Annotated in this window: 23 protein-coding genes; 3 read left to right on the top strand and 20 right to left on the bottom strand. The window is 67.2% G+C overall.

The features are described from left to right. Positions 1-139: 139 nt before the first annotated feature. From WS54_RS34350 to aceK, 9 genes are all read right to left on the bottom strand, one after another. Positions 140-631 carry a HipA domain-containing protein gene (locus tag WS54_RS34350; RefSeq protein ID WP_108041989.1) on the bottom strand — a complete coding sequence of 164 codons (492 nt, stop codon included), beginning with the start codon at positions 629-631 and terminating at the stop codon, positions 140-142. A gap of 20 nt (positions 632-651) precedes the next feature. After that, on the bottom strand, positions 652-921 hold the full coding sequence (locus tag WS54_RS34540) for a HipA domain-containing protein (RefSeq protein ID WP_442861323.1): 270 nt from the start codon (positions 919-921) through the stop codon (positions 652-654). Between the two features lie 122 nt (positions 922-1,043). After that, on the bottom strand, positions 1,044-1,487 hold the full coding sequence (locus WS54_RS33790; protein WP_159086708.1) for a hypothetical protein: 444 nt from the start codon (positions 1,485-1,487) through the stop codon (positions 1,044-1,046). After that, positions 1,487-1,879, bottom strand: coding sequence for a helix-turn-helix domain-containing protein (locus WS54_RS28300; RefSeq protein WP_230624935.1), 393 nt, complete (start codon positions 1,877-1,879; stop codon positions 1,487-1,489). Before WS54_RS28300 ends, WS54_RS33790 begins: the two co-directional genes overlap by 1 nt. A 146-nt stretch (positions 1,880-2,025) precedes the next feature. Then, positions 2,026-3,297 carry a dienelactone hydrolase family protein gene (locus WS54_RS28295; RefSeq protein ID WP_059785336.1) on the bottom strand — a complete coding sequence of 424 codons (1,272 nt, stop codon included), beginning with the start codon at positions 3,295-3,297 and terminating at the stop codon, positions 2,026-2,028. 106 nt (positions 3,298-3,403) lie between these two features. Beyond that, complete coding sequence (locus tag WS54_RS28290) at positions 3,404-3,841, bottom strand: YchJ family protein (RefSeq protein WP_059785333.1); 438 nt, start codon at positions 3,839-3,841, stop codon at positions 3,404-3,406. A gap of 39 nt (positions 3,842-3,880) precedes the next feature. Continuing rightward, entirely contained in the window at positions 3,881-4,558 is a 678-nt protein-coding gene (locus tag WS54_RS28285) for an SDR family oxidoreductase (protein WP_034208519.1), read from the bottom strand. Positions 4,559-4,670: 112 nt separating this feature from the next. After that, positions 4,671-5,438 carry a carbonate dehydratase gene (can, locus tag WS54_RS28280; RefSeq protein WP_034208518.1) on the bottom strand — a complete coding sequence of 256 codons (768 nt, stop codon included), beginning with the start codon at positions 5,436-5,438 and terminating at the stop codon, positions 4,671-4,673. Between the two features lie 56 nt (positions 5,439-5,494). After that, positions 5,495-7,312: a bifunctional isocitrate dehydrogenase kinase/phosphatase gene (aceK, locus tag WS54_RS28275; RefSeq protein ID WP_059785330.1), complete on the bottom strand. Its 1,818-nt coding sequence runs from the start codon at positions 7,310-7,312 to the stop codon at positions 5,495-5,497. 304 nt (positions 7,313-7,616) lie between these two features. Here aceK and WS54_RS28265 point away from each other — a divergent pair, with 304 nt between their 5' ends. Beyond that, positions 7,617-8,696 carry an MBL fold metallo-hydrolase gene (locus WS54_RS28265; protein ID WP_059785328.1) on the top strand — a complete coding sequence of 360 codons (1,080 nt, stop codon included), beginning with the start codon at positions 7,617-7,619 and terminating at the stop codon, positions 8,694-8,696. 16 nt (positions 8,697-8,712) lie between these two features. Here WS54_RS28265 and WS54_RS28260 read toward each other — a convergent pair whose 3' ends face one another. The 6 genes from WS54_RS28260 to argS form a co-directional block, all read right to left on the bottom strand. After that, a complete protein-coding gene (locus WS54_RS28260) occupies positions 8,713-10,359 on the bottom strand; it encodes an ATP-binding cassette domain-containing protein (protein WP_059785325.1) in 1,647 nt (548 codons plus the stop codon). Positions 10,360-10,558: 199 nt separating this feature from the next. Further along, complete coding sequence (locus WS54_RS28255; RefSeq protein WP_059785322.1) at positions 10,559-12,154, bottom strand: ABC transporter substrate-binding protein; 1,596 nt, start codon at positions 12,152-12,154, stop codon at positions 10,559-10,561. Between the two features lie 380 nt (positions 12,155-12,534). Beyond that, positions 12,535-13,308, bottom strand: a complete 774-nt coding sequence (locus WS54_RS28250) for an SDR family oxidoreductase (RefSeq protein ID WP_059785319.1) — start codon at positions 13,306-13,308, stop codon at positions 12,535-12,537. A 19-nt stretch (positions 13,309-13,327) separates the two neighbouring features. Next, positions 13,328-13,966 carry a thiol:disulfide interchange protein DsbA/DsbL gene (locus tag WS54_RS28245; RefSeq protein WP_034208512.1) on the bottom strand — a complete coding sequence of 213 codons (639 nt, stop codon included), beginning with the start codon at positions 13,964-13,966 and terminating at the stop codon, positions 13,328-13,330. A gap of 69 nt (positions 13,967-14,035) precedes the next feature. After that, complete coding sequence (locus WS54_RS28240; protein ID WP_059785316.1) at positions 14,036-14,917, bottom strand: SPOR domain-containing protein; 882 nt, start codon at positions 14,915-14,917, stop codon at positions 14,036-14,038. A 121-nt stretch (positions 14,918-15,038) separates the two neighbouring features. Continuing rightward, positions 15,039-16,820, bottom strand: coding sequence for an arginine--tRNA ligase (gene argS, locus WS54_RS28235; RefSeq protein ID WP_034208510.1), 1,782 nt, complete (start codon positions 16,818-16,820; stop codon positions 15,039-15,041). Between the two features lie 200 nt (positions 16,821-17,020). Between argS and WS54_RS28230 the strand changes: the two genes are divergently transcribed. Continuing rightward, a complete protein-coding gene (locus WS54_RS28230; RefSeq protein ID WP_006489103.1) occupies positions 17,021-17,344 on the top strand; it encodes a DUF1840 domain-containing protein in 324 nt (107 codons plus the stop codon). 111 nt (positions 17,345-17,455) lie between these two features. Here the strand turns inward: WS54_RS28230 and metH are convergent, their stop codons facing one another. The 5 genes from metH to WS54_RS28200 all read right to left on the bottom strand — a co-directional run bounded on the left by metH (position 17,456) and on the right by WS54_RS28200 (position 24,234). Continuing rightward, positions 17,456-20,173 (bottom strand): methionine synthase, encoded by a 2,718-nt coding sequence (metH, locus tag WS54_RS28225; protein WP_059785313.1) that lies wholly within the window; start codon positions 20,171-20,173, stop codon positions 17,456-17,458. A 42-nt stretch (positions 20,174-20,215) separates the two neighbouring features. Beyond that, positions 20,216-21,283, bottom strand: a complete 1,068-nt coding sequence (locus WS54_RS28220) for a homocysteine S-methyltransferase family protein (RefSeq protein WP_059785310.1) — start codon at positions 21,281-21,283, stop codon at positions 20,216-20,218. Positions 21,284-21,497: 214 nt separating this feature from the next. Then, positions 21,498-21,755, bottom strand: coding sequence for a BTH_I0359 family protein (locus WS54_RS28215; protein WP_006477667.1), 258 nt, complete (start codon positions 21,753-21,755; stop codon positions 21,498-21,500). Positions 21,756-21,999: 244 nt separating this feature from the next. Next, positions 22,000-23,253 (bottom strand): DUF3108 domain-containing protein, encoded by a 1,254-nt coding sequence (locus tag WS54_RS28205; protein WP_059785410.1) that lies wholly within the window; start codon positions 23,251-23,253, stop codon positions 22,000-22,002. Positions 23,254-23,367: 114 nt separating this feature from the next. Beyond that, positions 23,368-24,234, bottom strand: a complete 867-nt coding sequence (locus WS54_RS28200; protein ID WP_034208506.1) for an IclR family transcriptional regulator — start codon at positions 24,232-24,234, stop codon at positions 23,368-23,370. Positions 24,235-24,361: 127 nt separating this feature from the next. Here WS54_RS28200 and WS54_RS28195 point away from each other — a divergent pair, with 127 nt between their 5' ends. Beyond that, entirely contained in the window at positions 24,362-25,354 is a 993-nt protein-coding gene (locus WS54_RS28195; RefSeq protein ID WP_034208505.1) for a fumarylacetoacetate hydrolase family protein, read from the top strand. Positions 25,355-25,410 lie beyond the last annotated feature (56 nt).

The following is a 25,410-nucleotide window of genomic DNA, read 5'->3' as shown; positions in this document are numbered from 1 at the left end:
GACGGGCGCGGCCCGGCGGTGAAATAGGGGGAACGATGGTGGCGCGGTGTGTGCGGCGGCGAGGGGCGGTCGTGCTTCGCGGATTGTCCCGATCAGTGGGGGCGAGGCTGGACGACTGAACGAAATCGAGCGGGCAGGTTCAGGGCAATGCCTTGCGAAGTGCTGCGTCGGCTACGTGGTCGATGTGACGGAACGCCGGCGCAATCTTGTCGACTTCCTTGTCAGGCACGCCATGCTCTTCGAACCACGTCTTCCATTCGCGTGTCGGTTGCCAGACTTCCGCAATCGCGAGTCCGGCGTCTGCCTTCGAAAGGCCGAATGCATCCCGGGCACTGAACGCGTTGTCCAGTGTGGCGAGCCGGCCCTGCGGCCCGATGCCGAGGTGCAGATAGCGCTCGTGTGCACTGCTCGGACGGGGCAGAACATCGTATAACGGGCTAAGGCGCCAGCCTGGAAGACGCGGGTCGCGAATGAATCCGTGATTGCGCAAATGGTCGTCGTCGTTGCTCACGAGGATGTTGAAGACCATCCGCTTGAACAGTTCCCTGTTGTCGGCTCGAATGGCGTCCACGTGCCCATGCTGCCGGATCGCGTGAGCCACATCCTGATAACTTTTCTCGATCGATTCCATCTCGGAACAACCGACCAGCGTTAATGCGCTCGCGAAGGGCACTCTTCGCTCGGTTGCCCCGGCACGGGGGGCGGATATAGCGCGTCGTCCCCTCGAAGGGCTTCGAACTCGGGGTGAGTCCAGTACCGATCGAATCGGCGGATCAACATGACTTGTCGGCCGCCAACGTCGACGATGCGGGTGGGTGGGACCCGAATGCCGCACCGGGCCGCAAGACGAAGCGTGGCCTCTTCGATGACCGCCACGTTCAACCGGTCGCTACGACTCGGGAATTTGGCCAGCCAAAGCACGCCGTTTTCGTCCCGCACCGCAGCCTTTGGCCGGGCGCCGCCGAGACCACTACCCTGTACGAAGATGGCTTCGAGTTCGGCTGGCACGGGCTCGCCTTCCTCGATGCGTGCGGCCGAATCGATCAGATACTCGAGGCTGTGCAGGCCGTTGCCGGCTTGCGGGCCCGGAGGGGTGTCCAGATTCTCCCGGATATCGAGCGCACCGATCCGCTGACTGCCTGCGTGGAGAAGATAGGTGGATTCGGGCAGCGTGTTGGCCCTGACTTTGAGTTTGGCTTCGATGACGCGTCGCCCCCATGCATCGGGCGCGGCGTCGCGAATACCGCGAATTGCGTCAACCCGCCCGTCGGGAAGTTCATCTTGCCGCGTATCTCGTTCTTTCTCGCGAGACTCAGGCTCACCGGGTCGATTTCGATGGCGTTGGGCCGGTCGATATAGCGCAAGCCGTAGGCGAAGCTCGATGCCTGCAGATCTGCGCCGTCTTCGGTCATTTGAAGCAGGCCGGCGGGTGCCCAGTCATCGTCGAGATAGGCGAACACGGCGAGTCTTTTGACGACGGCGACCATCAGAAATCAAGATCCTTGAGTTCGTTGTCCGTGAGCGATCGTACGCGTCGACTACGTTCTCGGGCAGCCTGTGTCTTGAGCGACGGGTCTGTTCCGGAGAGCAGTTCCAGCAGGGTGGTTCCCGGCGCAATCGCCTCGAGATACCGAAGCCACTGCCCCAGCGCGACGCCAGGGTCGCCTTTTTCGATGCGATAGGCGGTATTGCGCGAGAGCCCGGCGCGGGTGGCCGCCTCGTTCTGCTGAACGCGCCGCGAGATGCGCAGACGGGCGAGTGCTTCTCCAACGCGCGCAGCTTCCGCGAGGGCGGCTGGGCTGGCGGCTGCAGTTTGATTGACCTTCATGCTCGTAAAATCGATCATTAAGTCGATTGTGATCGAAATAACGATCATCATAGATCATGCCGGCGCGAATTCAAGCCGATTGCTCGTCAAAACGAGCGTTACGCGGTTTGCGCTCGATTTGACGAGCAGGCGGCGGAGCGCCGCGCTAATCGTGAATGGCCCGGGGGGCGCGAAGCGAGGGGAAAGACGGCCGCGCGTCAGCGCGAAGCCAATGCGCGCGTATCGACGTCGCGGGGGTGATCGTCGCCGTTGTCGGCCGTCTGCGTTGTGTTGTCGCTCCACACGACGCGGTCGTTGACCGCATACAGCCGGCACGCGCCCGCACCTTGCTTCGCGCAGTTGTCGAGCGCGAGCGCCATGGGGTCGTCGCCGCCTTCGGCCCATGACCACGCGCCTTCCGACGACACCGCGAACGCGCGGCTCGGATGCTGGTTCAGGAAGCGGCGATAGCCTTCGCGGCCCGCTTCGTCGACGTAGGGCACCGCGTTGACCGCATCGATCGACGCATAGCCGGTGGCCTTCGGTTCGCGCGGGTCCGCGACCGCATAGCGCACCGCGGTCGGCAGATTCAGTTCGGCGAGGAACGCGTGCACGGCCGGCCACCACACGGGCACGCCGTCGCGATCGACGATCAGCCGGTGCGCGTCGTCCTTGTAGCGGCCGAAATCGATGAACTGCGCCTGCGTGCCGTGCGACACGTATGCGTCGTGCATTTGCGCAACGAGCGCGGGCGTCCACACCGAATCGTTGTCGCCGTACAGCCACAGCGACCGCACGGCGGTATGCGCGCCGTACTGGTCGAACGCGTCGACGAGGTTGCGCTGCCAGCCGTCGCACAGGTCCTGGCGCAGCCCGCCGGAGAAGTTGATGATGCCGCGTACGCCCGCTGCGGCTTCGGTGCCGTATGCGATCGACACGAGGCCGCCGTGCGACGTGCCGGCGACGACGATGCGCGACGCATCGACGTACGGCTGGCGCGACATGTAGCGCACCGTCGCATCGACGTCGGCGGCCTGCGCGAGGCCGTTCTTGCCGACGTTGCAGCCTTCCTGCCGGTACGTGCCGTCCGAACCGGCGAAGCCCTGGCGATTCGGCGCGATCACCGCATAGCCGCGGCGCACGAATTCGCGCGCGAACGCGAGCGGCCGGCTGCGCGGCTGCAGATGGAGATCGCCGGTATTTTTACCGTGGTTGAAGACGACGAGCGGGAACGGGCCGGGGCCGTTCGGCTTGAAAAGCGTCGCCTCGAGCGTGACGGCGCCCGACGCGTCGGCCGGAATGCGCAGCACCTGCTCGTTGAGGTCGGCGGCGACCTGCGGCAGGTTCGCGTCGGCGTAGTCGAAGTGCCCAGCATGGGCGAGCGATCCGCTGGCGCCGGCACCCGTATTGGCGCTCGGCAGCGTACCGGCCTGAGCGGCCGACAGCGCACAGGCCGCCATCCATCCCACCAATACCTTGCTGAACGCCATCCGTAAGCCCTGCCATGCAACATGACCAATTCGAGGCCATCGTAGCCCGACAAAATCGGGTTGTGCAATGCGGGAATTACCCGGCGTCTGACATGGCAACTATTTGTCAGCGTTCACTTACTTCGCCGTCGACATAGCGCCAGGATCCGTGCTCGTCGCGCTCGAAGCGGCTCGTCTCGTGGAGCCGGTACGCGCGTCCGCCGACCTTGTAGCGGGCCACGAATTCGACCTCCGCATGCCGGTCGTCGAGCGGCGTGTGGCGTTTGACCGCGAGGCCCAGCCAACGCGGCGCGTCCGGCGCTTCAGGGTCGACGTCGAGATCGGGCGGGCAGGTGCGCGCGGCCCACGTCGCGCGCAGGTAAGCGGTCGCGCCCAGCACGTACGCGCTGTACCGCGAACGCATCAATTCGAGCGCGGTCGGGGCGGCTTCGCCGCCGTCGATGAAGCGGCCGCAGCAGGCCGCATAGCGCGGCGCCGGCGCTGTGCCGGTGCGCGCGGGGGACGCGCCGCCGCACGGGCACGCGTCAGGTCGGTTCAAAATCATGCGGAATGTGAATTAACAACGCCCGGTTGCCGGCGCCGCTCACCAACTGAGCTCGATGCCGTCGTACTGGAAGAACCGGCCGTTCGCCTGGGACACGTCCGAAGCGGATTCGGCGATGACGCGACGCATGCCGGTCACGCTCGTTTCCGGATCGATCGCGGCTTGCGCGCCGCCCATGTCGGTGCGCACCCAGCCGGGATGCAGCGAAATGCACGCGGCATGGCGCGTCTGCAGCGACGCGATGCGCAGCGCGTCGTTCAGCGCGGCCTTGCTCGCGCGGTACAGCCAGCCCGTCGTGCCGGTCGCCTCGGCGATGCTGCCCATCCGGCTCGACACGACGGCCAGCACGCCGCGCGCGTCCTCGACGAGCGGCAGCAGGATCGGCAGCAACTGCATCGGCCCGCGCACGTTCGTATGCATCACCGCGTCGAAATCCTCGGCGGTGATCGTCTCGACGCCTTCGGTGCGCGGCCCGTACACGCCCGACACCAGCACGGCCGCATCGAGCCGCTCGCCGTCGAGCTTCCAGCCGAGCGCCGCGATCTGCTCGGGCTGCGCGATGTCGAGCGCATGCGGCTGCGCGCCGAGCGCGCGCAACGCGTCGAGCGACGCCGCGTCGCGCGCGGTGGCGATCACGTTCCAGCCGTCGCGCCGGTATTGCCGGACGAATTCGCGGCCGAGGCCGCGCGATGCACCGACGATCAATACGGTTTTCATGCCCGTCGCTCCTTGGGTTGGCGCCGCCGTGGCAGTGCCGGTGTCAGATCCGTTCGATGCGCGCTGCGCCCGCGCGGCAGCCGCCGTCGGGCGGCTGGCGCGTCATTGCACGTTACTGCGCGTCGTCGCACGGCTTGAGCGTGGCGGCGACCGCCTGCGCGACGCCGTCGATCTGCGCGGCGTCCGCCGCGACCATGTCGTTGTCGGGCGCATGCTGGCCGCGTACGGTCAGCGCCGCCACGCAGCGCCGGTAGGTCTCGTCGAGCGCGTCGAAGTTCGACACGGCCATCCCGAGGTTGCGCATCCGGCCGTCGTGCACGCCGTACACGAGCCCGTGCACGGTCAGCGACTGGCCGCGCGCCCATGCGTCGTTGACGATCGTCGTGCGGCACACGTTGACGACCTGTTCGATCGAATTCAGCTCGATCAGGCGGCGGTAGCGCGCTTCGCCGACCGGCCATTCGTCGAGCAGCGCCGCATGGCGCTCGCGCACGTCCTGCACGTGATGCAGCCAGTTGTCCGCGAGGCCGACGCGGCGGTTGTGCAGCGCCGCGTTCACGCCCGAGCAGCCGTAGTGGCCGACGACCATGATGTGCTTCACGCGCAGGATGTCGACCGCGAACTGGATTACCGACAGGCAGTTCAGGTCACTGTGCACGACGACGTTCGCGATGTTGCGGTGGACGAACACCTCGCCCGGCGGCAGGCCGATGATCTGGTTGGCCGGCACGCGCGAATCAGAGCAGCCGATCCACAGATATTCCGGCGCCTGCTGGTCGGCGAGCCGTGCGAAGAAATCGGGATCGTCGGCGAGCTGGCGCTTGACCCAGGCATCGTTGTTGTCGAACAGATGTGAAAGCGGATTGTCTTGGGTAGTCATCGGTGTGGATTCCGTTGGCGGAAATCGGGTCGATCATGATTGCGGTGTTGCCGGCGTCAGGCGGCGCGCTGCGCGCCGCCTTCGCCGTCGTTCCGGTCCGTCGCGCCGAAGCGCGCGGGGTAGCGCACGCAAAAGCGCAGCGCTGCGTCGTACGGATAAAAATCGGGCAACTCGCCCTGCATCAGCTTGTCCTTGCTCGCCTGCCACAGCGCGGGATCGAAAAAGTCCGCGTGATGCTTCATGAAGACGTCGCGCACGCGCGGGTCGCCGAGCAGGAACGGTCCGTAGGTCTCCGGAAAGATGTCGTGCGGGCCGACGGTATACCACGGTTCGCCGGACAGCTCGTCTTCCTCGTTGCGCGGCGGCGGCACGCGCCGCACGTTGCAGTCGGTCAGGTACTCGATCTCGTCGTAGTCGTAGAACACGACGCGGCCGTGGCGCGTGACGCCGAAGTTCTTGTACAGCATGTCGCCCGGAAAGATGTTGGCCTTCATCAGCTCCTTCACCGCGTTGCCGTATTCCTTCACGCCATGCTCGACGTCCGCGTCGGTGCCGTTCTGCAGGTACAGGTTGAGCGGCGTCATCCGGCGCTCGATGTACAGGTGCTTGATCACGAGCTTGTCGTCCTCGTATTCGAGCAGCGACGGCACTTCCTTCTCGAGTTCGCGCACGAGCGCGTGATCGAGCCGCGCGAGCGGCAGCGCGACGCTCGAATACTCGAGCGTGTCGGCCATCCGCCCGAGGCGGTCGTGGCGCTTCACGAGCTGGTACTTCTCCATGATCTGCGCGCGCGTCGTGTCCTTCGGCGGCGGGAAGTGGTCCTTGATGATCTTGAACACGTACGGGAACGACGGCAGCGTGAACACGAGCATCACGAGGCCCTTGATCCCGGGCGCGACGATGAAGCGGTCGCTCGAATGCGACAGGTGGTGCAGCAGGTCGCGGTAGAACAGGTTCTTGCCCTGCTTCTGCAGCCCGACCGACGTGTAGATCTCGGCCTTCGGCTTGCCCGGCATGATCGTGCAGAGGAAATCCACGTACGCGGACGGCACGCCCATGTCGACGAGGAAGTACGAATGCGAGAAGCTGAAGATGATCTGCAGCAGGTCGCGGCGCAGCAGCACGGTGTCGAGCGCGAGCAGGCCCGGGCGCACGTGGCGGATCGGCACGGCGAACGGCAGCACGCGGTCGGCGTTGATGATGCGGCCGACGATGTATGCGCTCTTGTTGCGGAAGAACAGCGACGACAGCACGTGGATCTGGAAATTCGGCGCTTCGTCGAAGTGGCCGAATTCGTCGTCGATCGCCTGCATCACGCAGCCGATGTCGCGCGCGAGATCCTCGAACGCCGGCTCGAGCTGGAAGTTCGTGACGATGCGCTCGAGCGTGACCGCGAGCCCGTCGGTGCCCGGGTAGTACGCGCGGTAGGTCGGCTTCGCGGCCGGCTCGTCGTTCTCGAGGTACTCGGTCGAGATCGCCGGGCGCACGAAGATGAAATCGTTGTTGAAATACGAGCGGTGCAGGATCTTGCAGCACACCGAATTGAAGAAGGTTTCCGCGCACTCGGGCTGGCGGTGCGACGTGAGCAGCCCGATGTAGTGCAGCTTGATCTGCTGCCACACTTCGTCGTCGATGTTCTCCGCGTCGTACTCGTCTTCCAGCACCTCGACGCATTCCTTCACGCGATCGTCGTACGACGTGATCCGCTCGCGCGCGAGCCGCTGCAGCCCGTGCCAGTCGCCGCGCTCGAACAGCGTCTTCGCATCGACCGCCGCTTCGCGGAAGATCCGGTAATGGCGATCGAAGTATTCGAGCATCGTCTGCGCGACGTCGAAACCGATCTGCGACGACAGCAGTTTGGGGAAGTGATTCATCGCGTGCAGGCTCGTTCAAGGGGCTGTAAGCACTCGCCATTTTAGCGCCCAAGTCGGCGTTTCAATGACTTTCGCGGTGGCGCGCGAACGGCCGTCAATCGGCGTGTTGATCGCCGTTGGGCGCGGTTCGATGCATCTTCGCGTAAAGATGCGGGTACGGGACCGATTCTGACACGAACTTTTTTCTGGCGGGCCGATGCTCGTCTGGCACCTGTTTCGCGCGACGGCGATAGAATCGACGCACCGCCCGCCGCGCGCTGCCGCCGGCACGCATTCGCACCGATAACGACGAGACGCCCCACCGATGAACGCCCTGGAACACCAACTCGACTACCCCTTCGCCGATACGCTGCCCGCCCCGGGCGACACGTTCGAGGTCGCGCCCGGCGTGCGCTGGCTGCGCATGCCGCTGCCGTTCTCGCTCGATCACATCAATCTCTGGCTGCTGCGCGACGAGATCGACGGGCAGGCCGGCTGGACGATCGTCGATTGCGGGATCGCGTCGGACGCGATCCGTACGCACTGGGAGCGGATCTTCGACACGCATCTCGACGGCCTGCCCGTGCTGCGCGTACTCGTCACGCACTGCCACCCCGATCACTTCGGCCTCGCGAACTGGCTGTGCGAAGGCGGCGACAAGGGCCGCTGGAACGTGCGGCTGTGGATGACGCTCGGCGAATACCTGTTCGGCTGCCTGATGGCGGCCGGCAACGGCTCGAACGCGGGCGGCGCGGCCGCCGCCGATCACTTCGCGCGCCACGGGCTGACCGATCCGGCCGCGCTCGACAAGCTGCGCAACCGCCGCAGCTATTACTCGGATCTCGTGCCGGCCGTGCCGCCGCGCTACCGGCGCCTGCGCGAAGGCGACGCGGTCGCGATCGGCGCGCGTACGTGGCGCGTCGTCACCGGCTTCGGCCATTCGCCTGAACATTGCGCGCTCCACAGCGAAGCGGACGGCGTGCTGATTTCCGGCGACATGGTGCTGCCGCGCATCTCGACGAACGTGTCGGTGTTCGACCTCGAACCGGAAGCGAACCCGCTCGCGTTGTACCTCGAATCGCTCGGCCGCTACGAGACGATGGCGCCCGACACGCTCGTGCTGCCGTCGCACGGCAAGCCGTTTCGCGGCGTGCGCACGCGCATCGCGCAACTGCGCGAACATCACGATGCGCGCCTGGCCGAAGTGCGCGTCGCGTGCGCGGAGCAGCCGCGCAGCGCGGCCGACATCGTGCCGATCATGTTCCGCCGCCGCGAGCTCGACATCCACCAGATGACGTTCGCGCTCGGCGAGGCGCTCGCGCACCTGAACCTGCTGTGGCTCGCGGGCGAACTCGTGCGCGAGCAGGGCGCCGACGGGGTGCTGCGGTTCCGTACCGCCGGCTGAGACTGCTTCGTTCTCGTTACGCGACGGGTTCGTGGCGCCACCCGTCGCGCTGCCACTGCATCGTGTGCGTCGGCTCGAGCGCCGCGAGAAACGCGGCGTCGTGCGACGCGACCACGATCGCGCCGGGAAAGCCGGCCAGCGCCGCTTCGATCGCGCGCACCGATTCGAGATCGAGGTGATTGGTCGGCTCGTCGAGCAGCAGCAGTTGCGCGGGCGTGCCGCGCCACAACGCGCACGCGAGCGCGGCCTTCAGCCGTTCGCCGCCGCTCAGTTGCCGCGCCGATTGCGTCGCCCGTGTCGCGTCGAGTTGCAGCAGCGCGAGACGGCTGCGCAGATCGCCTTCGGCGAGCGGGGTATCGAGCAGGCCCAGCTGCTCGACGATCGAGCGCTCCAGATCCAGCAGCGCGAGCCGCTGGTCGAGATACGCGGCGCTCACGTGCGTCGTGCAGGTGCCCGAGCGCGGCGCCAGTTCGCCCGCGAGCATCCTCAGCAACGTCGACTTGCCGCAGCCGTTCGGGCCCGTCAGCGCGATGCGCACCGCGCCGCTCGCCGACCACGTGATCGCGTCGGCGTCGCCCGCGACGCACCACGGCAGTTGCGCGCGTTCGAGCGTGAACAGTTGGCGGCGTGCGCTGACCTCGGTGCCCGGCAGCGATACCAGCACGGGCGCCGCGGCGTCGACGCGCTCGGCCGCGTGCTGCACACGTTCGTCGAGCGTTGTCTTGAAATCGTCCTGATGGCGCCGGACCTGGCCCATGATGCTGCGCGCCGCACCCTTGCGGCGCTGTTTCGCCATCGACGACAGGTTGACCGTCTTCGCGCCGCGCAGCGACGCGGCCGCGTGACGCTGGATCGTGTCGTGTTCCTGTTCGAGCCTGCGCCGCATGCGCCCGCGCTCGGTGCGCGCGTGGTCGAGCGCCGCTTGCGCGGCGTCCTGTTGCGCGTCGCGTTGCGCGCGGTAAAGCGCGTAGTTGCCGCCGTACGAGCGCGCACCGTGCGGCGTCAGCTCGACGATGCGTTGCACGCCGGCGAGCAGCGCGCGGTCGTGGCTCACGACGACGACTCCGCCGCGCCAGCCGTCGAGCGCCGCGCACAGCCACGCGCGGCCCGGCGCGTCGAGATGGTTGGTGGGTTCGTCGAGCACGAGCAGGCCGGCGTCCGACAGCAGCGCACCGATCAGCGCGACGCGCGCGAGCTGGCCGCCGCTCAGCGTATGCGCGGGCGTGTCGGCGCGGACGTCGTGCAGGCCGGCCGCGTCGAGCGCCGCGCGCAGCCGCTCGGGCAGGTCCCAGCGATCGCCGATCAGCTCGAAGTCGTGCGGCGCCGCGCGGCCGTCGGCGAGAAGCGCGAGCGCGCCGAGCGGCGCATCGAGCGCGGCGATCTGCGCGACGGTCCGCGGGGCGGCCGCCGTGTCGTCGCGGTCGTGCTGCTGCGCGACGTAGACGACCTGCGTATGCCGCTCGATGGCACCCGCACTCGGCGCGCGGCGGCCCGCGATCAATTGCGCGAGCAGGCTCTTGCCGACGCCGTTGCGGCCGACGATGCCGGTCGGCGTGCGGTCGATGGACAGGTCGAGCGAATCGAACAGCGTGACGCCGTCGTCGAAGCGGAAGGAAACGTGATGAAGCGCGACGAGCGCGCCGGTCGGCGTGGCAGCAGCCATAAGCACCTCCGAAAATGCGTGAAGACCTTCGCGCGCGGCGTGCGTGGCACGGCGGCGAAAACATTTCGGGAAGGCTTAGTTATTCACTTTGGCTGGCGTCCGGTATGAGGAATGAGCGCGCAGTGTAGCAAGCGCGGCGCGCGGGCCGCAAGCGACGGCCCGACGCACCGTCGCTTGCGCGCGACGCGCGCGGGGCGCGTTACTGCACGGCGACCGTCGTGAAATTCTGCCGCCCGAACGGACTGACGCGATAGCCGCTCACGTTCGTGCGCGTGAGCGCGGCCGCGGTCGGGTAGCCGAGCGGGATCCACAGCGCCTGGTCGTGGATGATCTTCTGCGCGCTTTCGTACAGCTTCGCGCGCTTGGCCTGGTCGGCGGTCGACTTGCCGTCGGCGATCAGCTTGTCGAGCTGCGCATCGCAGAAGCGCGCGAAGTTGATGCCCGACTTCACCGCGTTGCAACTGAACAGCGGCGACAGGTAGTTGTCCGGATCGCCGTTGTCGCCGGCCCAGCCCATGAACAGCATGTCATGCTGGCCGAGCTTCGCCTGCTTGATCAGCTCGCCCCATTCGATCACCTTGACCTCGGCCTTCACGCCGATCTTCGCGAGGTCGGCCTGCAGCAGTTCCGCGCCGACCTTCGGGTTCGGGTTCAGCACGCTGCCGGTCGGGCGCGTCCAGATGGTCGTCGAGAAACCGTTCGGGAAGCCGGCCTGCGCGAGCAACTGTTTCGCCTTCGCCGGATCGTACGCATACGGCGCGACGTCCTTCGCGTAGCTCCACGTGTTCGGCGGATACGGGTTGTTCGCGGCCGTCGCGGTATTGTCGAACACGACCTTCAGGTAGGTTGCGCGGTCGAACGCGAGATTCAGCGCCTCGCGCACCTTGTCGTTGTCGAGCGGCTTCTTCTGCGTGTTCAACGCGACGAACGCGGTCATGAACGCGGGCGTCTGCACGACCTTCAGCGCGCTTTCGCCCTTCGCGGCGAGCACGTCCTGCGGCTTCGGCGACAGCGCGATCTGGCATTCGCCGGCCTTCACCTTCTGCAGGCGCACCGACGGGTCGGGCGTGATCGCGTAGATCAGCCGGTCGACCTTCGGCTTCGTGCCCCAGTACGTCGGATTCGCGTCGTAGCGGATCAGCGCGTCCTTCGTATAGCTCTTCAGCACGAACGGGCCGGTGCCGACCGGCTTCGCGTTCACGTCGGCCTGCTTGCCGGCCTTCAGCAGCTGGTCAGCGTACTCGGCCGAGTAGATCGACGCGAAGCCCATCGTCAGGATCGGCACGAACGTCGCGTTCGGTTCGTTCAGCACGAACTTCACCGTGCTGTCGTCGACTTTCGTGACCGACTTCACGAGCTTCACGAGGCCCATCGACTGCGCGTGCGGGAAGCCGCTCGCGCCGGCCACCTTGTGCCACGGATTCGCATCGTCGAGCATCCGCGTGAACGTGAACACGACGTCGTCCGCGTCGAGCGGGCGGCCCGGCTTGAAATAGTCGGTGGTCTGGAACGCGACGTTCGGGCGCAGGTGGAACGTGTACGTGAGGCCGTCGGCGCTCGTTTCCCATTTGTCGGCGAGCGCGGGCACGACCTTCTTCGTGGCTTCGTCGTAGGACACGAGCGTGTTGAAGATCACGTCGGCCGATGCGTTGGTCGTGACGAGCGAGTTGTACTGCACGACGTCGAAACCGTCCGGGCTCGATTCCGTGCAGACGGTGAGCGGCTTGGCGGCGGCGAGGCCGGGGGCGGCAAGGGCGGCGGCGACGGCGGCCGCGGCGAACAGCTTGACGTGCATAGGATCTCCCACGTGGCGCGTGTTTTTCGCTGGATGACGGAGGCAGGCGCGGCCCGGAAGCAGGCAGGGCCGGCGCGGCTGGCGAATAGCATACCGTCAAAGCGCGCGACGCGTGAAAAAAGGCGCCGGAACGCGGCGAATTGACCGAAAAACGGCTGCGTTCGCGACGGAACGGGTGTCGATGCAGCGGAAGGTGCGGCTGAAGCGGCGGGAAGGCGGGAAGGCGGGAAGGCGGACGACGGAGATGGCGGGGTCAGCGCGTCGAAGCATGCGGCGGACGTGGCGAATAGGCCGTGGAAGGCGTCGCCAAACCGGCGCGTCGACGCGTCGGCGCAGCGAGAAGGCCCGGCGTACATCGCGCGGGCCGTCTCGGCGGATCGTCAGTGCGCGCCGGCCTTCGGCTTGCGCGGCGCCTTTTCGAACAGGCGATCGTACAGCCAGCGCGGCAGCACGTGCAGCACCTTCGCGACGACACCCATTTGCCACGGAATCACGCGGAATGCGTGCTGCCGGGCGATCGCGCGCGCCGCGCGTGCGGCGAAGCGATCGGCGTCCATCAGGAACGGCATCCGGTACGGGTTGTGCGCGGTCATCGGCGTGCGAATGTAGCCGGGCGCGATCGTCACGACGCCGACGCCGGCCGGGCGCAGTTCGACGCGCAACGCCTCGAGATACTTGATCGCGGCCGATTTCGACGCGCTGTACGCGCCGGAGCCGGGCAGTCCGCGCACGCCGGCGACGCTCGCGACGCCGACCAGCGTGCCGTGGCGCGCGGCCGTCATCGGGCCGACGAACGGCTCGAACGTCGCGACCATCCCGTAGTAGTTGATGTCCATCACGTCGCGGAACGCCGCGAGATCGCCCTGGCCGGTGACGGCGCCCTGGCTGATGCCCGCGTTCGCGATCACGACGTCGGGGCAGCCGTGCGCGGCGATGAACGACGCGGCGGCCGTTGCGAGCGCATCGGCGTCGCGCACGTCGGCGGAATAGACGGAGACGGACAGCGTCGGGAAACGCCGCGCGAACGCATCGAGTGCATCGGTGCGTCGCGCGACGAGCGCGAGCGTGGCGCCCTGGCGGGCGTATTCCTCGGCCATCGCGAGGCCGAGGCCGCTCGACGCGCCGGTGATGAAGACCTTCAGCGGAGTAGTCATGCCGGCGCGCGGGCGGGGATCAGAGCTTCTTGTCCTGGACCTGCTTCACGAGAAAGTCGAGCACCTGGGCGGTACCCGGGATGCTGTTCGTGTAAGCCGGGCCCGTCTTGTACTTGCCCTGGACGACGACCGTCGGCACGCCGTCGATCGCGTAGTCCTTCAGCAGCTTGGCCGACTGGTTCACTTCGCCCTGCACGCTGAACGAGTTGTACGCGTCCATGAACTTCTTCTTGTCGACGCCCTGCGTGGCCAGGAAATCGGCCTGCGCCTGCGGCGTCAGCAGGTAGTTCTTCTGCTTGTGGATCGCGTTGAAGATCGCCGGCGTGACCTTCTCGGAGATGCCGAGTGCGGACACCGCATAGAACAGCTTCGAGTGCGGGAGGAAATCGTCACGGAAAGCGACCGGCACGCGCTTGAAGTCGATGTTATTGCCCTGTTTCTTCACCCAGGCCTCGATCGTCGGCTCGAATTCGTAGCAGTGCGGGCAGCCGTACCAGAAGAACTCGATCACCTCGACCTTGCCGGCCGGCGCGGACACCGGCTGCGGCGACTTCATCACCTCGAAGTCCTTGCCGGACACCGGGGCGGCGGGCGTCGCCTGGGCCAGGCCGGCAGCCAGGCCGAGGGACAGAAGGAGCGTGCTAAGCAGTTTTTTCATGTTGTGGACGTCGAATCGGTTGCTCGGGTTACGAAACGTAACGGGTTCTGCGTGGGTGCGGCCGGCTGCTTACTGCTTCGTGAAGCGGATCACCGCCGTGTCGACACCTGCATCGGACAGGCGCTGACGGGCCGAGTTCATATCCTCGAACTTCGAGAACGGACCGACGCGCACGCGGAAATAGGTCACGCCGCTGACGTCGCGTTTCGACACCTTCGATTCGAAGCCCTGGAAGCCGAGGCGCGCACGCTGCTGCTCGGCATCGCCTTCCGTCTTGTACGCACCGACCTGCAGGAAGTAGCCGGTGTTCGCGTCGTTCGCGGTCGGCGGCTTCGCGGCCGCCGCGGTGGCCGACGACGTCGGCTTCGGCGTGTTCGCGGCCTGCTGCTGTTGCTGCTTTTGCGCGGCGGCTTGCTGCGCCTGCTTCTGCGCGGCGAAGCGCGCGAGGTCGTCCTCGCCGCCTTGCTGCTGTTGCTGCGCCTGTTGCGTCTTCTTCGGCGGCGGCGTGGTGTCGGCCGGCTTCGGTGCGACGGCGACGCCGTTGCTCGACGACGGCGTGTTCGACGCGGTGTTGCTCGAGCCGGTGGCGCCGTTCGTGTTACCCGACGGCGGCACTTCGACGATCTGCGGCTCGGGCAGCAGGCCGCCCTGGGTCTGGTTCGCGGCCTGGCCGGGCGCGGTGTTCGGCGGTGCAGGCTGCGCGGCCTGCGGCACCGGCTGGCCGGGCGTCTTGCCCTGCAGCGCGCGATTCGGGTCGAACTGCTGCGGCTGGCTCGCGCCGTTGTCGGCCGGCGGCGGCGCGACCTTCGACACGAACGGCGACGGCGAACGCGTGATGTAGAGCGCCACCACCACGGCGATCGCGAGGCCGACGATCAGGCCCAGCACGATTCCAAGAAATGTTCCTCCGGCTTGTTTCGATTGTTTCGAAGTGCGGCGTGGTTGTGCCATTGCTTGAGTCACCTGCAAAAAGAATCGTGAAAAGGCTGCGACGGGCATCCGGCGACGGGCGTCCGACGGCGGGCGCTGCCGCAGCCAATCGCGGCCCGGTTCGGGGCCGCGCTGACATCCGTTACATCTTGGCGGGCGCGGATACGCCGAGCACTGCCAGGCCATTCTCGAGTACCTGCCGGGTCGCGGCGAGCAGCGCGGCGCGCGCATTGCGCGGCGCTTCGTCGTCGACCAGCACGCGCTCCGCATTGTAGAACGAGTGGAATTCGCCAGCGAGATCGCGCAGGTAGAACGCGACTGCGTGCGGCGCGAGCTCGTTCGCCGCGTGCGTGAGCATGTCCGGGTACTCGGCCAGCTTCTGCATCAGCGATGCCGCTTGCGCGCTGGTCAGTTGCGACAGGTCGGCGCCCGGCAGTTGCGCGACGTCGACGTTGTAGCGCGACTTCAGTTCGTTGAGCACCGAGCAGATCCGCGCATGCGCGTATTGCACGTAATAGACCGGGTTCTCGTCGTTCTGTTTCAACGCGAGGTCGATGTCGAACACGAACTCGGTATCGGCCTTGCGCGAGATCAGGAAGAAACGCACCGCGTCGCGGCCGCGCGTGATGGTCGCCTCGTCGATCAGGTCGGGCGCCGCTTCCTGGCCCGGCGCCGCGCCGCCCGACCATTCGATCAGGTCGCGCACCGTCACGTAGCTGCCCGCGCGCTTCGAGATCTTCACTTCCTGGCCGTCGCGCATCACGGTGACCATCTTGTGCAGCACGTAGTCGGGATAGCCCTTCGGGATCCCGATGTGCAGCCCCTGCAGGCCGGCGCGCACGCGCGCGATCGTGCCGTGGTGGTCCGAACCCTGGATGTTGATCACCTTCGTGAAGCCGCGCTCCCACTTCGTCACGTGATACGCGACGTCCGGCACGAAGTACGTGTACGTGCCGTCCGACTTGCGCATCACGCGATCCTTGTCGTCGCCTTCGTCGGTCGTGCGCAGCCACAGCGCGCCGTCCTGCTCGTAGGTCATGCCGGCCTTGACCAGCGCGTCGACCGTCTTCTCGACGCGGCCTTCGCTGTACAGCGACGATTCGAGGTAGTACTGGTCGAACTTCACGCCGAATGCCTGCAGGTCCATGTCCTGCTCGCGACGCAGGTACGTGACCGCGAACTTGCGGATCGCGTCGAGATCCTCGACGTCGCCCGCGCCCTTGACCGGCTCGCCGTCCGATGCGGCGACCGTTTCGCCGTTCAGGTAGTCGCGCGCGATGTCGGCGATGTACTCGCCGTTGTACGCGGCTTCCGGCCAGCCCGCGTCGCCCGGCTTCAGGCCGCGGGCGCGCGCCTGCGTCGAAATCGCCAGGTTGCCGATCTGCACGCCCGCGTCGTTGTAGTAGAACTCGCGGTGCACCGTGTAGCCCTGGCTCGCGATCACGTTCGCGAGCACGTCGCCGAGCGCGGCCTGGCGGCCGTGGCCGACGTGCAGCGGGCCCGTCGGATTGGCCGACACGAATTCGAGCAGCACCCGCTTGCCCTTCTCGCGATCCGACGTGCCGAACGCGCGGCCCTGGTCGAACACGGCGGCGATCACCGCCTGTTTCGCGGCGGCCGACAGGCGCAGGTTGATGAAGCCGGGGCCGGCGATCTCGGCGGCTTCGACGAGGCCTTGCGCGGCCGGCTGCGCGGTGAGTGCGGCGACGATCCGTTCGGCGAGCTGGCGCGGGTTCGTGCCGAGCGGCTTCGCGAGCTGCATCGCGACGTTGCACGCGACGTCGCCGTGCGCGGCGACCTTCGGGCGCTCCAGCGTGATGGCCGGGGCGACGAATGCCGCGTCGGCGCCTTTCAGCGCGTGTGCGACCTGCTTGACGCTATCCGCGAGCAGGGCTTCGAGGGTCTGTTTGTGTGCTGGCAGCATGCTGGTAGAAGGCTTCGTTGGTGGCGGCCGGAAACGCCGGGCCGCCGGCGCGCTTTTTAAGCGCGCGTTTCAGGGATCGCAGAATTTTAACAGGTGCTAATATGCCGCTCAGGCGGCCCGCGTCCGCGAGGCCGGACGCCGGTCTGTCGGCGTTCCCCAACCGCGCCGCGCAGGCACAACAAGATGAAAAGGGAATTGTCATGATTACGTTCAAGAGCAAGGCGGCACAGGATCTCGACGTGCTGAAGGATTTCGCCGTGTATGTGCTGGGTCTCGTCGGCAAGCAGCTGGGCGAGCGCGGTGTGATCACGCACGACGAACTGGACCACGCGATCGCCAAGCTGGAAGGCGCGGTCGCGCAGGCGAAGCAGGAGCGTGCGGAGCACGCCGGCCATTTCCACGAGGACGAAGCCGACCACGCGCACCACGAAGTGCCGCCGAGCCTGGCCCAGCGCGTCGCGCCGTTCCTGACGATGCTGCGCGAGGCGAAGGCCGGTCAGGCCGACGTGCACTGGGGCTTCTGAGCTTCCTTGCCGGGCGGGTCGACAGGTTCGCCAGACACGAAAAAGCCCGCTTTCGAGCGGGCTTTTGCTTTTGTCTGATCAAAAGGAGGCCGGGCCTCTCGTTTGCATCGATCAGAGCTGCGGCGCGAGCGCGCGGCGCGCGTCGTCGAGCGACAGCGCCATGCGCTGCGCGTAGTCCTCGAGCTGATCCTGCCCGATTTTGCCGACCGAGAAATAGCGGCTGTCCGGATGCGCGAGGTAGAAGCCCGACACGCTCGCCGCCGGCAGCATCGCCAGCGAATCCGTCACGCTCATGCCGATCTCGTCCGCGTGCAGCACGTCGAACATGTCGCGTTTCACGAGGTGGTCGGGGCAGGCCGGGTAGCCGGGCGCCGGGCGGATGCCTGCGTACTTCTCGGCGATCAGCGCGTCGTTGTCGAGCGTCTCGCCGCTCGCGTAGCCCCACAGCTCGCGCCGCACGCGTGCGTGCATCGCTTCCGCGAACGCTTCCGCGAAACGGTCGGCGAGCGCCTTCAGCATGATCGCGCTGTAGTCGTCGTGGTCGGCTTCGAATTGCTTTTCCTTCGCGTCGACGCCGAGGCCGGCCGTCACCGCGAACATCCCGATGTAGTCGGCGACGCCCGATTCCTTCGGCGCGATGAAATCGGCGAGCGAGCGGTTCGGCCGCATCACGCCGTCGACGACCGGACGCACGCTCTGCTGGCGCAGGTTGCGCCACGTGAGCAGCACTTCCGAGCGCGACTCGTCGCTGTAGATCTCGATGTCGTCGTCGTTCACCGTGTTCGCCGGCAGCAGCGCGATCACGCCGTTCGCGGTCAGCCAGCGGCCCTGGATCAGCCGCGCGAGCATCGACTTCGCATCGGAAAACACGCGCCGCGCCGATTCGCCGACGATCTCGTCGTTCAGGATCGCCGGGTATGGCCCCGCGAGGTCCCAGGTCTGGAAGAACGGGCCCCAGTCGATGTAGTTCGCGAGCTCGTTCAGGTCGTAGTTCTTGAATACGCGCCGCCCGATGAACTTCGGCTTCACCGGCGTGTAGTTCGCCCAGTCGACCTTGGTCTTGTTCGCGCGCGCCTCTCCGAGCGTGACCATCGGCTGCGCCTTGCGATTCGCGTGCTGGTCGCGGATGCGTTCGTAGTCCGACTTCAGCTCGTCGAGGTACTTCGCCGCGCCTTCGTCCGACAGCAGGTTCGACGCGACCGACACCGAGCGCGACGCGTCCGGCACGTAGACGACCGGGCCTTCGTAGTGCGGCGCGATCTTCACGGCCGTGTGCACGCGCGACGTCGTGGCGCCGCCGATCAAGAGCGGGATCTTCTTCACGCGGAAGTAGTCGTCGCGCTGCATTTCGGACGCGACGTACGCCATTTCCTCGAGGCTCGGCGTGATGAGGCCCGACAGCCCGATGATGTCCGCGCCCTCGACCTTCGCCTTCGCGAGGATCTCGTTGCACGGGACCATCACGCCCATGTTGACCACTTCGAAGTTGTTGCACTGGAGCACGACCGACACGATGTTCTTGCCGATGTCGTGCACGTCGCCCTTCACGGTCGCGATGACGATCTTGCCCTTCGCGCGCACGTCGCCGCCCGCTTCCGCGAGCAGGCGCTTTTCTTCCTCGATGAACGGGATCAGGTGGGCGACCGCCTGCTTCATCACGCGCGCCGACTTCACGACCTGCGGCAGGAACATCTTGCCCTGGCCGAACAGATCGCCGACGACGTTCATCCCGTCCATCAGCGGCCCTTCGATCACGTTGATCGGGCGGCCGCCGGCGGCGGCGATCTTCGCGCGCGCTTCTTCGGTGTCCTCGACGATGAAGTTCGTGATCCCGTGCACGAGCGCATGCGCGAGCCGCTTCTCGACCGGCTGGTTGCGCCATTCGAGGTTTTCTTCCTTCTTCGCGGCGCCGGTCTTGAACTTGTCGGCGATCTCGAGCAGGCGATCGGTGGAATCCGGCCGGCGGTTCAGGATCACGTCCTCGACGCGCTCGCGCAGTTCGGGATCGAGATCCGCGTACACGCCGAGCTGGCCCGCGTTCACGATCCCCATGTCCATCCCGGCCTGGATCGCGTGATACAGGAACACGGTATGGATCGCCTCGCGCACCGGGTCGTTGCCGCGGAACGAGAACGACACGTTCGACACGCCGCCGCTCACCTTCGCGTACGGCAGGTTCTGCTTGATCCAGCGGGTCGCCTCGATGAAGTCGACCGCGTAGTTGTTGTGCTCGTCGATGCCGGTCGCGACCGCGAAGATGTTCGGGTCGAAGATGATGTCTTCCGGCGGGAAGCCGACTTCGTTCACGAGGAAGTCGTACGAGCGCTTGCAGATCTCGGTCTTGCGTTCGTAGGTGTCGGCCTGGCCGGTTTCGTCGAATGCCATCACGACCGCGGCCGCGCCGTAGCGGCGGATCAGGTTCGCGTGGTGGCGGAACGCGTCCTCGCCTTCCTTCAACGAGATCGAGTTCACGATTGCCTTGCCCTGCACGCACTTCAGGCCGGCTTCGATCACGTCCCACTTCGACGAGTCGATCATGATCGGCACGCGCGCGATGTCGGGCTCCGACGCGATCAGGTTGAGGAAGCGCACCATCGCCGCCTTCGAATCGAGCATCGCTTCGTCCATGTTGACGTCGATCACCTGCGCGCCGTTCTCGACCTGCTGGCGTGCGACGGCGAGCGCCTCGTCGAACTGGCCGTTGAGGATCATCCGTGCGAACGCCTTCGAGCCGGTGACGTTGGTGCGTTCGCCGACGTTGATGAAGAGCGTCCCGGGCGTGACGTTGAACGGCTCGAGGCCGGCAAGGCGCATCATGTGATCGGTCATGGCGGTGCGGATTCTGGTGATGAAGGACGTGGGGCGGTCGGGTCAGGCGTTGTCGCTGTACTGGTTCGGCCAGCGGCGCGGCTTCACGCCGGCGAGCGCCTTCGCGATCTCGGCGATGTGTTCGGGCGTCGTGCCGCAGCAGCCGCCCGCGAGGTTCACGAGCCCGGCCTGCGCGAATTCCTTCAACAGGCCCGACGTGACGTCGGGGGTTTCGTCGAAACCGGTGTCGCTCATGGGGTTCGGCAGGCCCGCGTTCGGGTAGCACGACACGTAGGTGTCGCACAGCTTCGCGAGCTCGGCGATGTACGGGCGCATCAGCGCCGCGCCGAGCGCGCAGTTCAGGCCGAACGTGAGCGGCTTCGCGTGACGCAGCGAATTCCAGAACGCTTCTACCGTCTGGCCCGACAGGATCCGGCCGGACGCATCGGTGACGGTGCCCGAGATCATGATCGGCAGGCGCTCGCCGGTGTCCTCGAACAGCTCGTCGAGCGCGAACAGCGCGGCCTTGGCGTTCAGCGTGTCGAAGATCGTCTCGACGAGGAACAGGTCGACGCCACCGTCGAGCAGCGCCTTCGCCTGCTGGTAGTACGCGTCACGCAACTCGTCGAACGTGACGTTGCGCGCGCCCGGATCGTTGACGTCCGGCGAGATGCTCGCCGTCTTCGGCGTCGGCCCGATCGCGCCGGCGACGAAGCGCGGTTTGTCCGGCGTCGCGTATTTCGCGGCCGATTCGCGTGCGAGCTTCGCCGATTCGACGTTCATCTCGACGACGAGATCTTCCATCCCGTAGTCGGCCTGCGCGACGGTCGTCGCGCCGAACGTGTTCGTTTCGACGATGTCGGCGCCGGCCGCGAAGTACTGGTCGTGGATCTCGCGGATGATCTGCGGCTGCGTAAGCGACAGCAGCTCGTTGTTGCCCTTGATGTCGCGCGGGAAATCCTTGAAGCGCTCGCCGCGATACGCGGCCTCGTCGAGCTTGTAGCGCTGGATCATCGTGCCCATCGCGCCGTCGAGGATCAGGATGCGCGATTTCAGCAGCGCGGGCAGGGCGGCGCCGCGCGTGTAGGGCGCGTCGAGCGGGACGGAAGCGGCGAGAGGAGTCGCAGACATGGGCGAAAGACCGGCGAAGACGGAAAACCGTCATTGTAGCCGGTGCGTCAAGCGGTCGCCGTCGCTCGCCGCGCCGGCCGGACGGCCCGTCAAGACGGCCCGTCAAATGAAAGCCCCCGCCGGCGAACCGGACGGGGGCAGGATCGGAGTGCACGCGGCGCCGCGCGGGGCGCGGCGAATGGCCCGGCCGCGCGACGCGCCGGGCCGCGAGTCGTCAGTGCAGCACGACGGGCATCATCATCAGGCTGTCGAATTGTCCGAGGAATTCGTCGACTTCGTCGAGCGACGGTTCGTCCTCGATCAGCTGCTTCACGTGCGCGCGGAATCGCTCGGCAAGTTCGCCGTCGATGAAGATTTCGCGCTGCGCGTTCTTGTCGACGATTTCGTATCCGCCGGCATTCATCAGGTGATGGCCGGCCTGCGGCGCAAATTCGACGACGCAGTAGTTGGGGCTGTTGTAGATCATTTGCATGGCGGCACTCCTCTTCGCAGTGGCATCTGGCCTTGTTGTCCCCTAGGTGGGGCGAGCCTTGCCGGTTTCAAGGGGCTTGCGCTGCACACCCCGTTCTCCCGTTTGCGTGGGGTGTATCGGTTAGAAGCCGATGTCTATCAAACGTTTCTCATTGTGAGCCGGTGGACTGAAATAGTTGTTAAAGAGTGTCATCGGCCATTTTTCGGAAATCTGTAGTCGGTCGAAATTGCCGATTCGTGTGCGTTCACTGTGTGACAGCCGATGAGGCAGGCGGTTGCATCGTCGCGGGCGGTGCCGCTTGCGCAGGTGGCGCGGGCGGCGCGGCCGATGCATCGGCGGCCGGTGCGGCGGCGGGCGCGTTCGTTGCGCCGCCTGGCGGTGCGGGTTCGGCAGGCACGTCCGGTGCGGCGAGGCGGCCGTGCCACAGCAGCTCGATCTGCGCACCGTTCGGCTCGCTCTGCACGAGCCGCGCGGGCAGCCAGCCGAGCGACGGCGCGAGCCACATGTCGATGCGGCGCGTGTCGCCTTCGCGGCGCGGCAGGCGCATGAAGTGCCGCGCGGCGACGATGCCGGCCTGCGTCTGCACCTGCTCGTCGCCGATCACGGTGATCGGCCAGGTCTCGCCGCTGTTGTTGTCGATCACGAAGAATTGCTGCGTGACGCCCGGTTTGTAGGCGGCGGGATTGCCGCGCACGAGTCCCGACAACTGCATCAGCATGCTGAAGCGGTCCTGCACGCCGTCGGGCAGCGGCGCGTTGTTCGGCGTGCGCGTGAACACGACCTGCCGGATCTCGCGGTTGAAGATCGCGATGTCTTCCGGCCGCTTGCCGCGCTTCTCGACGTAACGGTCGGGCGCGACGCCGAACGCGTCGATGCGGCCTTCGCTGCGATAGGCGAACGGGCCGACGAACGGCACGGGCATCGATACCGACAGGTCGTAGGTGTGCCCGTCGGTGCGCCAGTGGATCGTGCCGATCATGTTCTGCATGCCGTTGTAGAACGTGTCGTACTGCAGGTCGCCGGACGGCGGCACGGCGAACTTCACGCCGGTCGTCGCCGGGCCCGGTGTCGCGGCGCCGGCGCTGGCGGCCGATGCGGCGGATGCGCCCGAGGCGCCCGGCGTACCGCTTGCCGCGGATGCGGCGGCAGCCGGCGGTTCGCCGTGCTCGGCCGTCTGCGTCGACGTGAGGACCGGCTCGCGCGACGGCGCGGGTTTCGGCGGGGCCGCCTGCGGCGCGGCGGCCTTGGGCGCGGCCGGGCGTTCGACCGGCTTCGGCGCCGGCGGCGCCGGCTGGCGCTCGATCGGCTGCGGTTTCAGCAATTCGATCTGCACGGGGATGTCCGCGGGCGGCGGCGGCGTAAACGATTCGCGGTTGCGCATCAGCCAGAACCCGGCGAGCGCATGCAGCACCAGCACGGCGACGAGCGCGACGCCCACGCGCAACCAGCGGCGGGGCAGGGCGTGACTCGGGCGAAGGTCGGCAGGCTGTATGGGCATCGGAACGGGATCGGGGCGCTTGCTTGACGTCGGGCGCGCGGCGCGCGCCACAGGAATCGGACCGTCGGATGCGCCGCGCGTTCGCGATGCGTGACGTGGCGTGAACCGGAGGCGTCAGGCGTCGCGTGCGTCCGGACTATAGCCGAGTTCGTAAGACAGTTTCCGGGCGCACGCGCGCAGCGCGGTGTCGATCTCGCCGCCCCACGCGATGTCGAACGAGCCTTCCTGGCCGAGCGCGACGATCGCGAGCGCGAGTTCGCCGACCGCGTCGAACACCGGCATGCAGAACGCGTGGATCGTCGGCAGCAGCATCCCTTCGACGCGCGCGGCCTGGTGCGCGCGCACGTCGGCGAGCACCGCTTCGACTTCGTCGAGCGTGCGCGGGCCGCCGTGGTGCGGCGAGCGGCGCGTATCGGCGAGCTCGCGCTCGAGCATCGCGGCGGTCTTGCTGCGCGGCAGGTACGCGGCGAACAGCAGCCCCGTCGCGGAGCCGAGCAGCGGCATCACGTCGCCGAGCTTCAGCGACGCCTTCGCCGGATGGCTCGATTCCATCCAGTGCACGATCGTCGGCCCCTGGTTGCCCCATACCGCGATGCCGACCGTCTGGTCGAGGCGATCGCGGAATTCGGTCAGCGCGATCCGCGCGAGCTTCACGCCGTCGACGCGCGCGAGCCGCGCGAGGCCCATCTGCAACGCGAAGCCGCCCAGCTCGTAGCGGCCCGAGACCGGATCCTGCGACACGACGCCGAGCCGCGAGAAGCTGACCAGATAGCGGTGCGCCTTCGCCGGACTCATGCCCGCGCGCTGCGCGAGATCGCGCAGCATCATCGCGCGCGGCTCGCTCGTCAGCACGTCGAGCAGGCGGAAGCCGACCTCGATCGACTGGATGCCGGAACGGACCTTCTCGCCGTGGTCGCCGGACGCGGCGTCGTCGGTATCGGAGTCGGCGAGATCGTCGTCGGGAAGGGGGCTGGCGGGCATGGGCAACGGGTGCGCGAAAATGCGTCGGGAAACGGGGCGAAAACGGCGCGCGCCATCATCGCGCGCCGCATGGATTCACCATCGTAAAATAGATTCCCTCCATCGTCACTAAAACGGCCAATCCCCTATGAAACTTGCTTCGCTGAAGGACGGCACGCGCGACGGCCAACTGATCGTCGTGTCGCGCGACCTGCACACCGCGGCGATTGCCGATGCGATCGCGCCGACGCTGCAGCGCGTCCTCGACGACTGGGCGTTCTACGCGCCGCAACTGCGCGACCTGTACGACGCGCTGAACCACGGCCGCGCGCGCAACGCGTTCGCATTCGATCCGGCCGACTGCATGGCGCCGCTGCCGCGCGCGTTCCAGTGGGCCGACGGCTCCGCGTACGTGAACCACGTCGAGCTCGTGCGCCGCGCGCGCGGTGCCGAGATGCCGCCCGAGTTCTGGACCGATCCGCTGATGTACCAGGGCGGCAGCGACGATTTCCTCGGGCCGCGCGACGACGTCGTGTGCCCGTCGGAGGAATGGGGCATCGATTTCGAGGCGGAAGTCGCGGTGATCACCGGGGACGTGCCGATGAGCGTGTCGCCCGACGACGCGCTGAAGGCCGTGCGGCTCGTCACGCTCGCAAACGACGTGTCGCTGCGCAACCTGATTCCGGCCGAACTCGCGAAGGGCTTCGGCTTCTTCCAGAGCAAGCCGGCCACCGCGTTCGCGCCGGTCGCCGTCACGCCCGACGAGCTCGGCGACGAGTGGCGCGCCGGCCGCGTGCACCGCCCGATGATCGTCCACTGGAACGGCAAGAAGGTCGGCCAGCCCGACGCCGGCACCGACATGGTGTTCCACTTCGGCCAGCTGATCGCGCACGCGGCGAAGACGCGCAACCTGCGTGCCGGCTCGATCGTCGGCTCCGGCACGGTATCGAACAAGGACGCGAAGCGCGGCTACTGCTGCATCGCCGAGAAGCGTTGCCTCGAGACGATCGAGCACGGCGCGCCGCAGACCGAATTCATGCGCTACGGCGATACCGTGCGCATCGAGATGTTCGATGCGGCCGGCAAGTCGATCTTCGGCGCGATCGAGCAGTCGGTCGCCCCGCCCGACGGCGCGGCATAAGCCGCGCGGCGCACGCCACGCAGCGGCGAAACCCGGCTTCGGCCCGCGCGCCGGGT

Source organism: Burkholderia sp. NRF60-BP8, assembly GCF_001522585.2.
Classification (GTDB): Bacteria; Pseudomonadota; Gammaproteobacteria; order Burkholderiales; family Burkholderiaceae; genus Burkholderia.
Note: the sequence above shows the minus strand (reverse complement) of the source record. Positions and strands in the feature narration are given on the sequence as shown.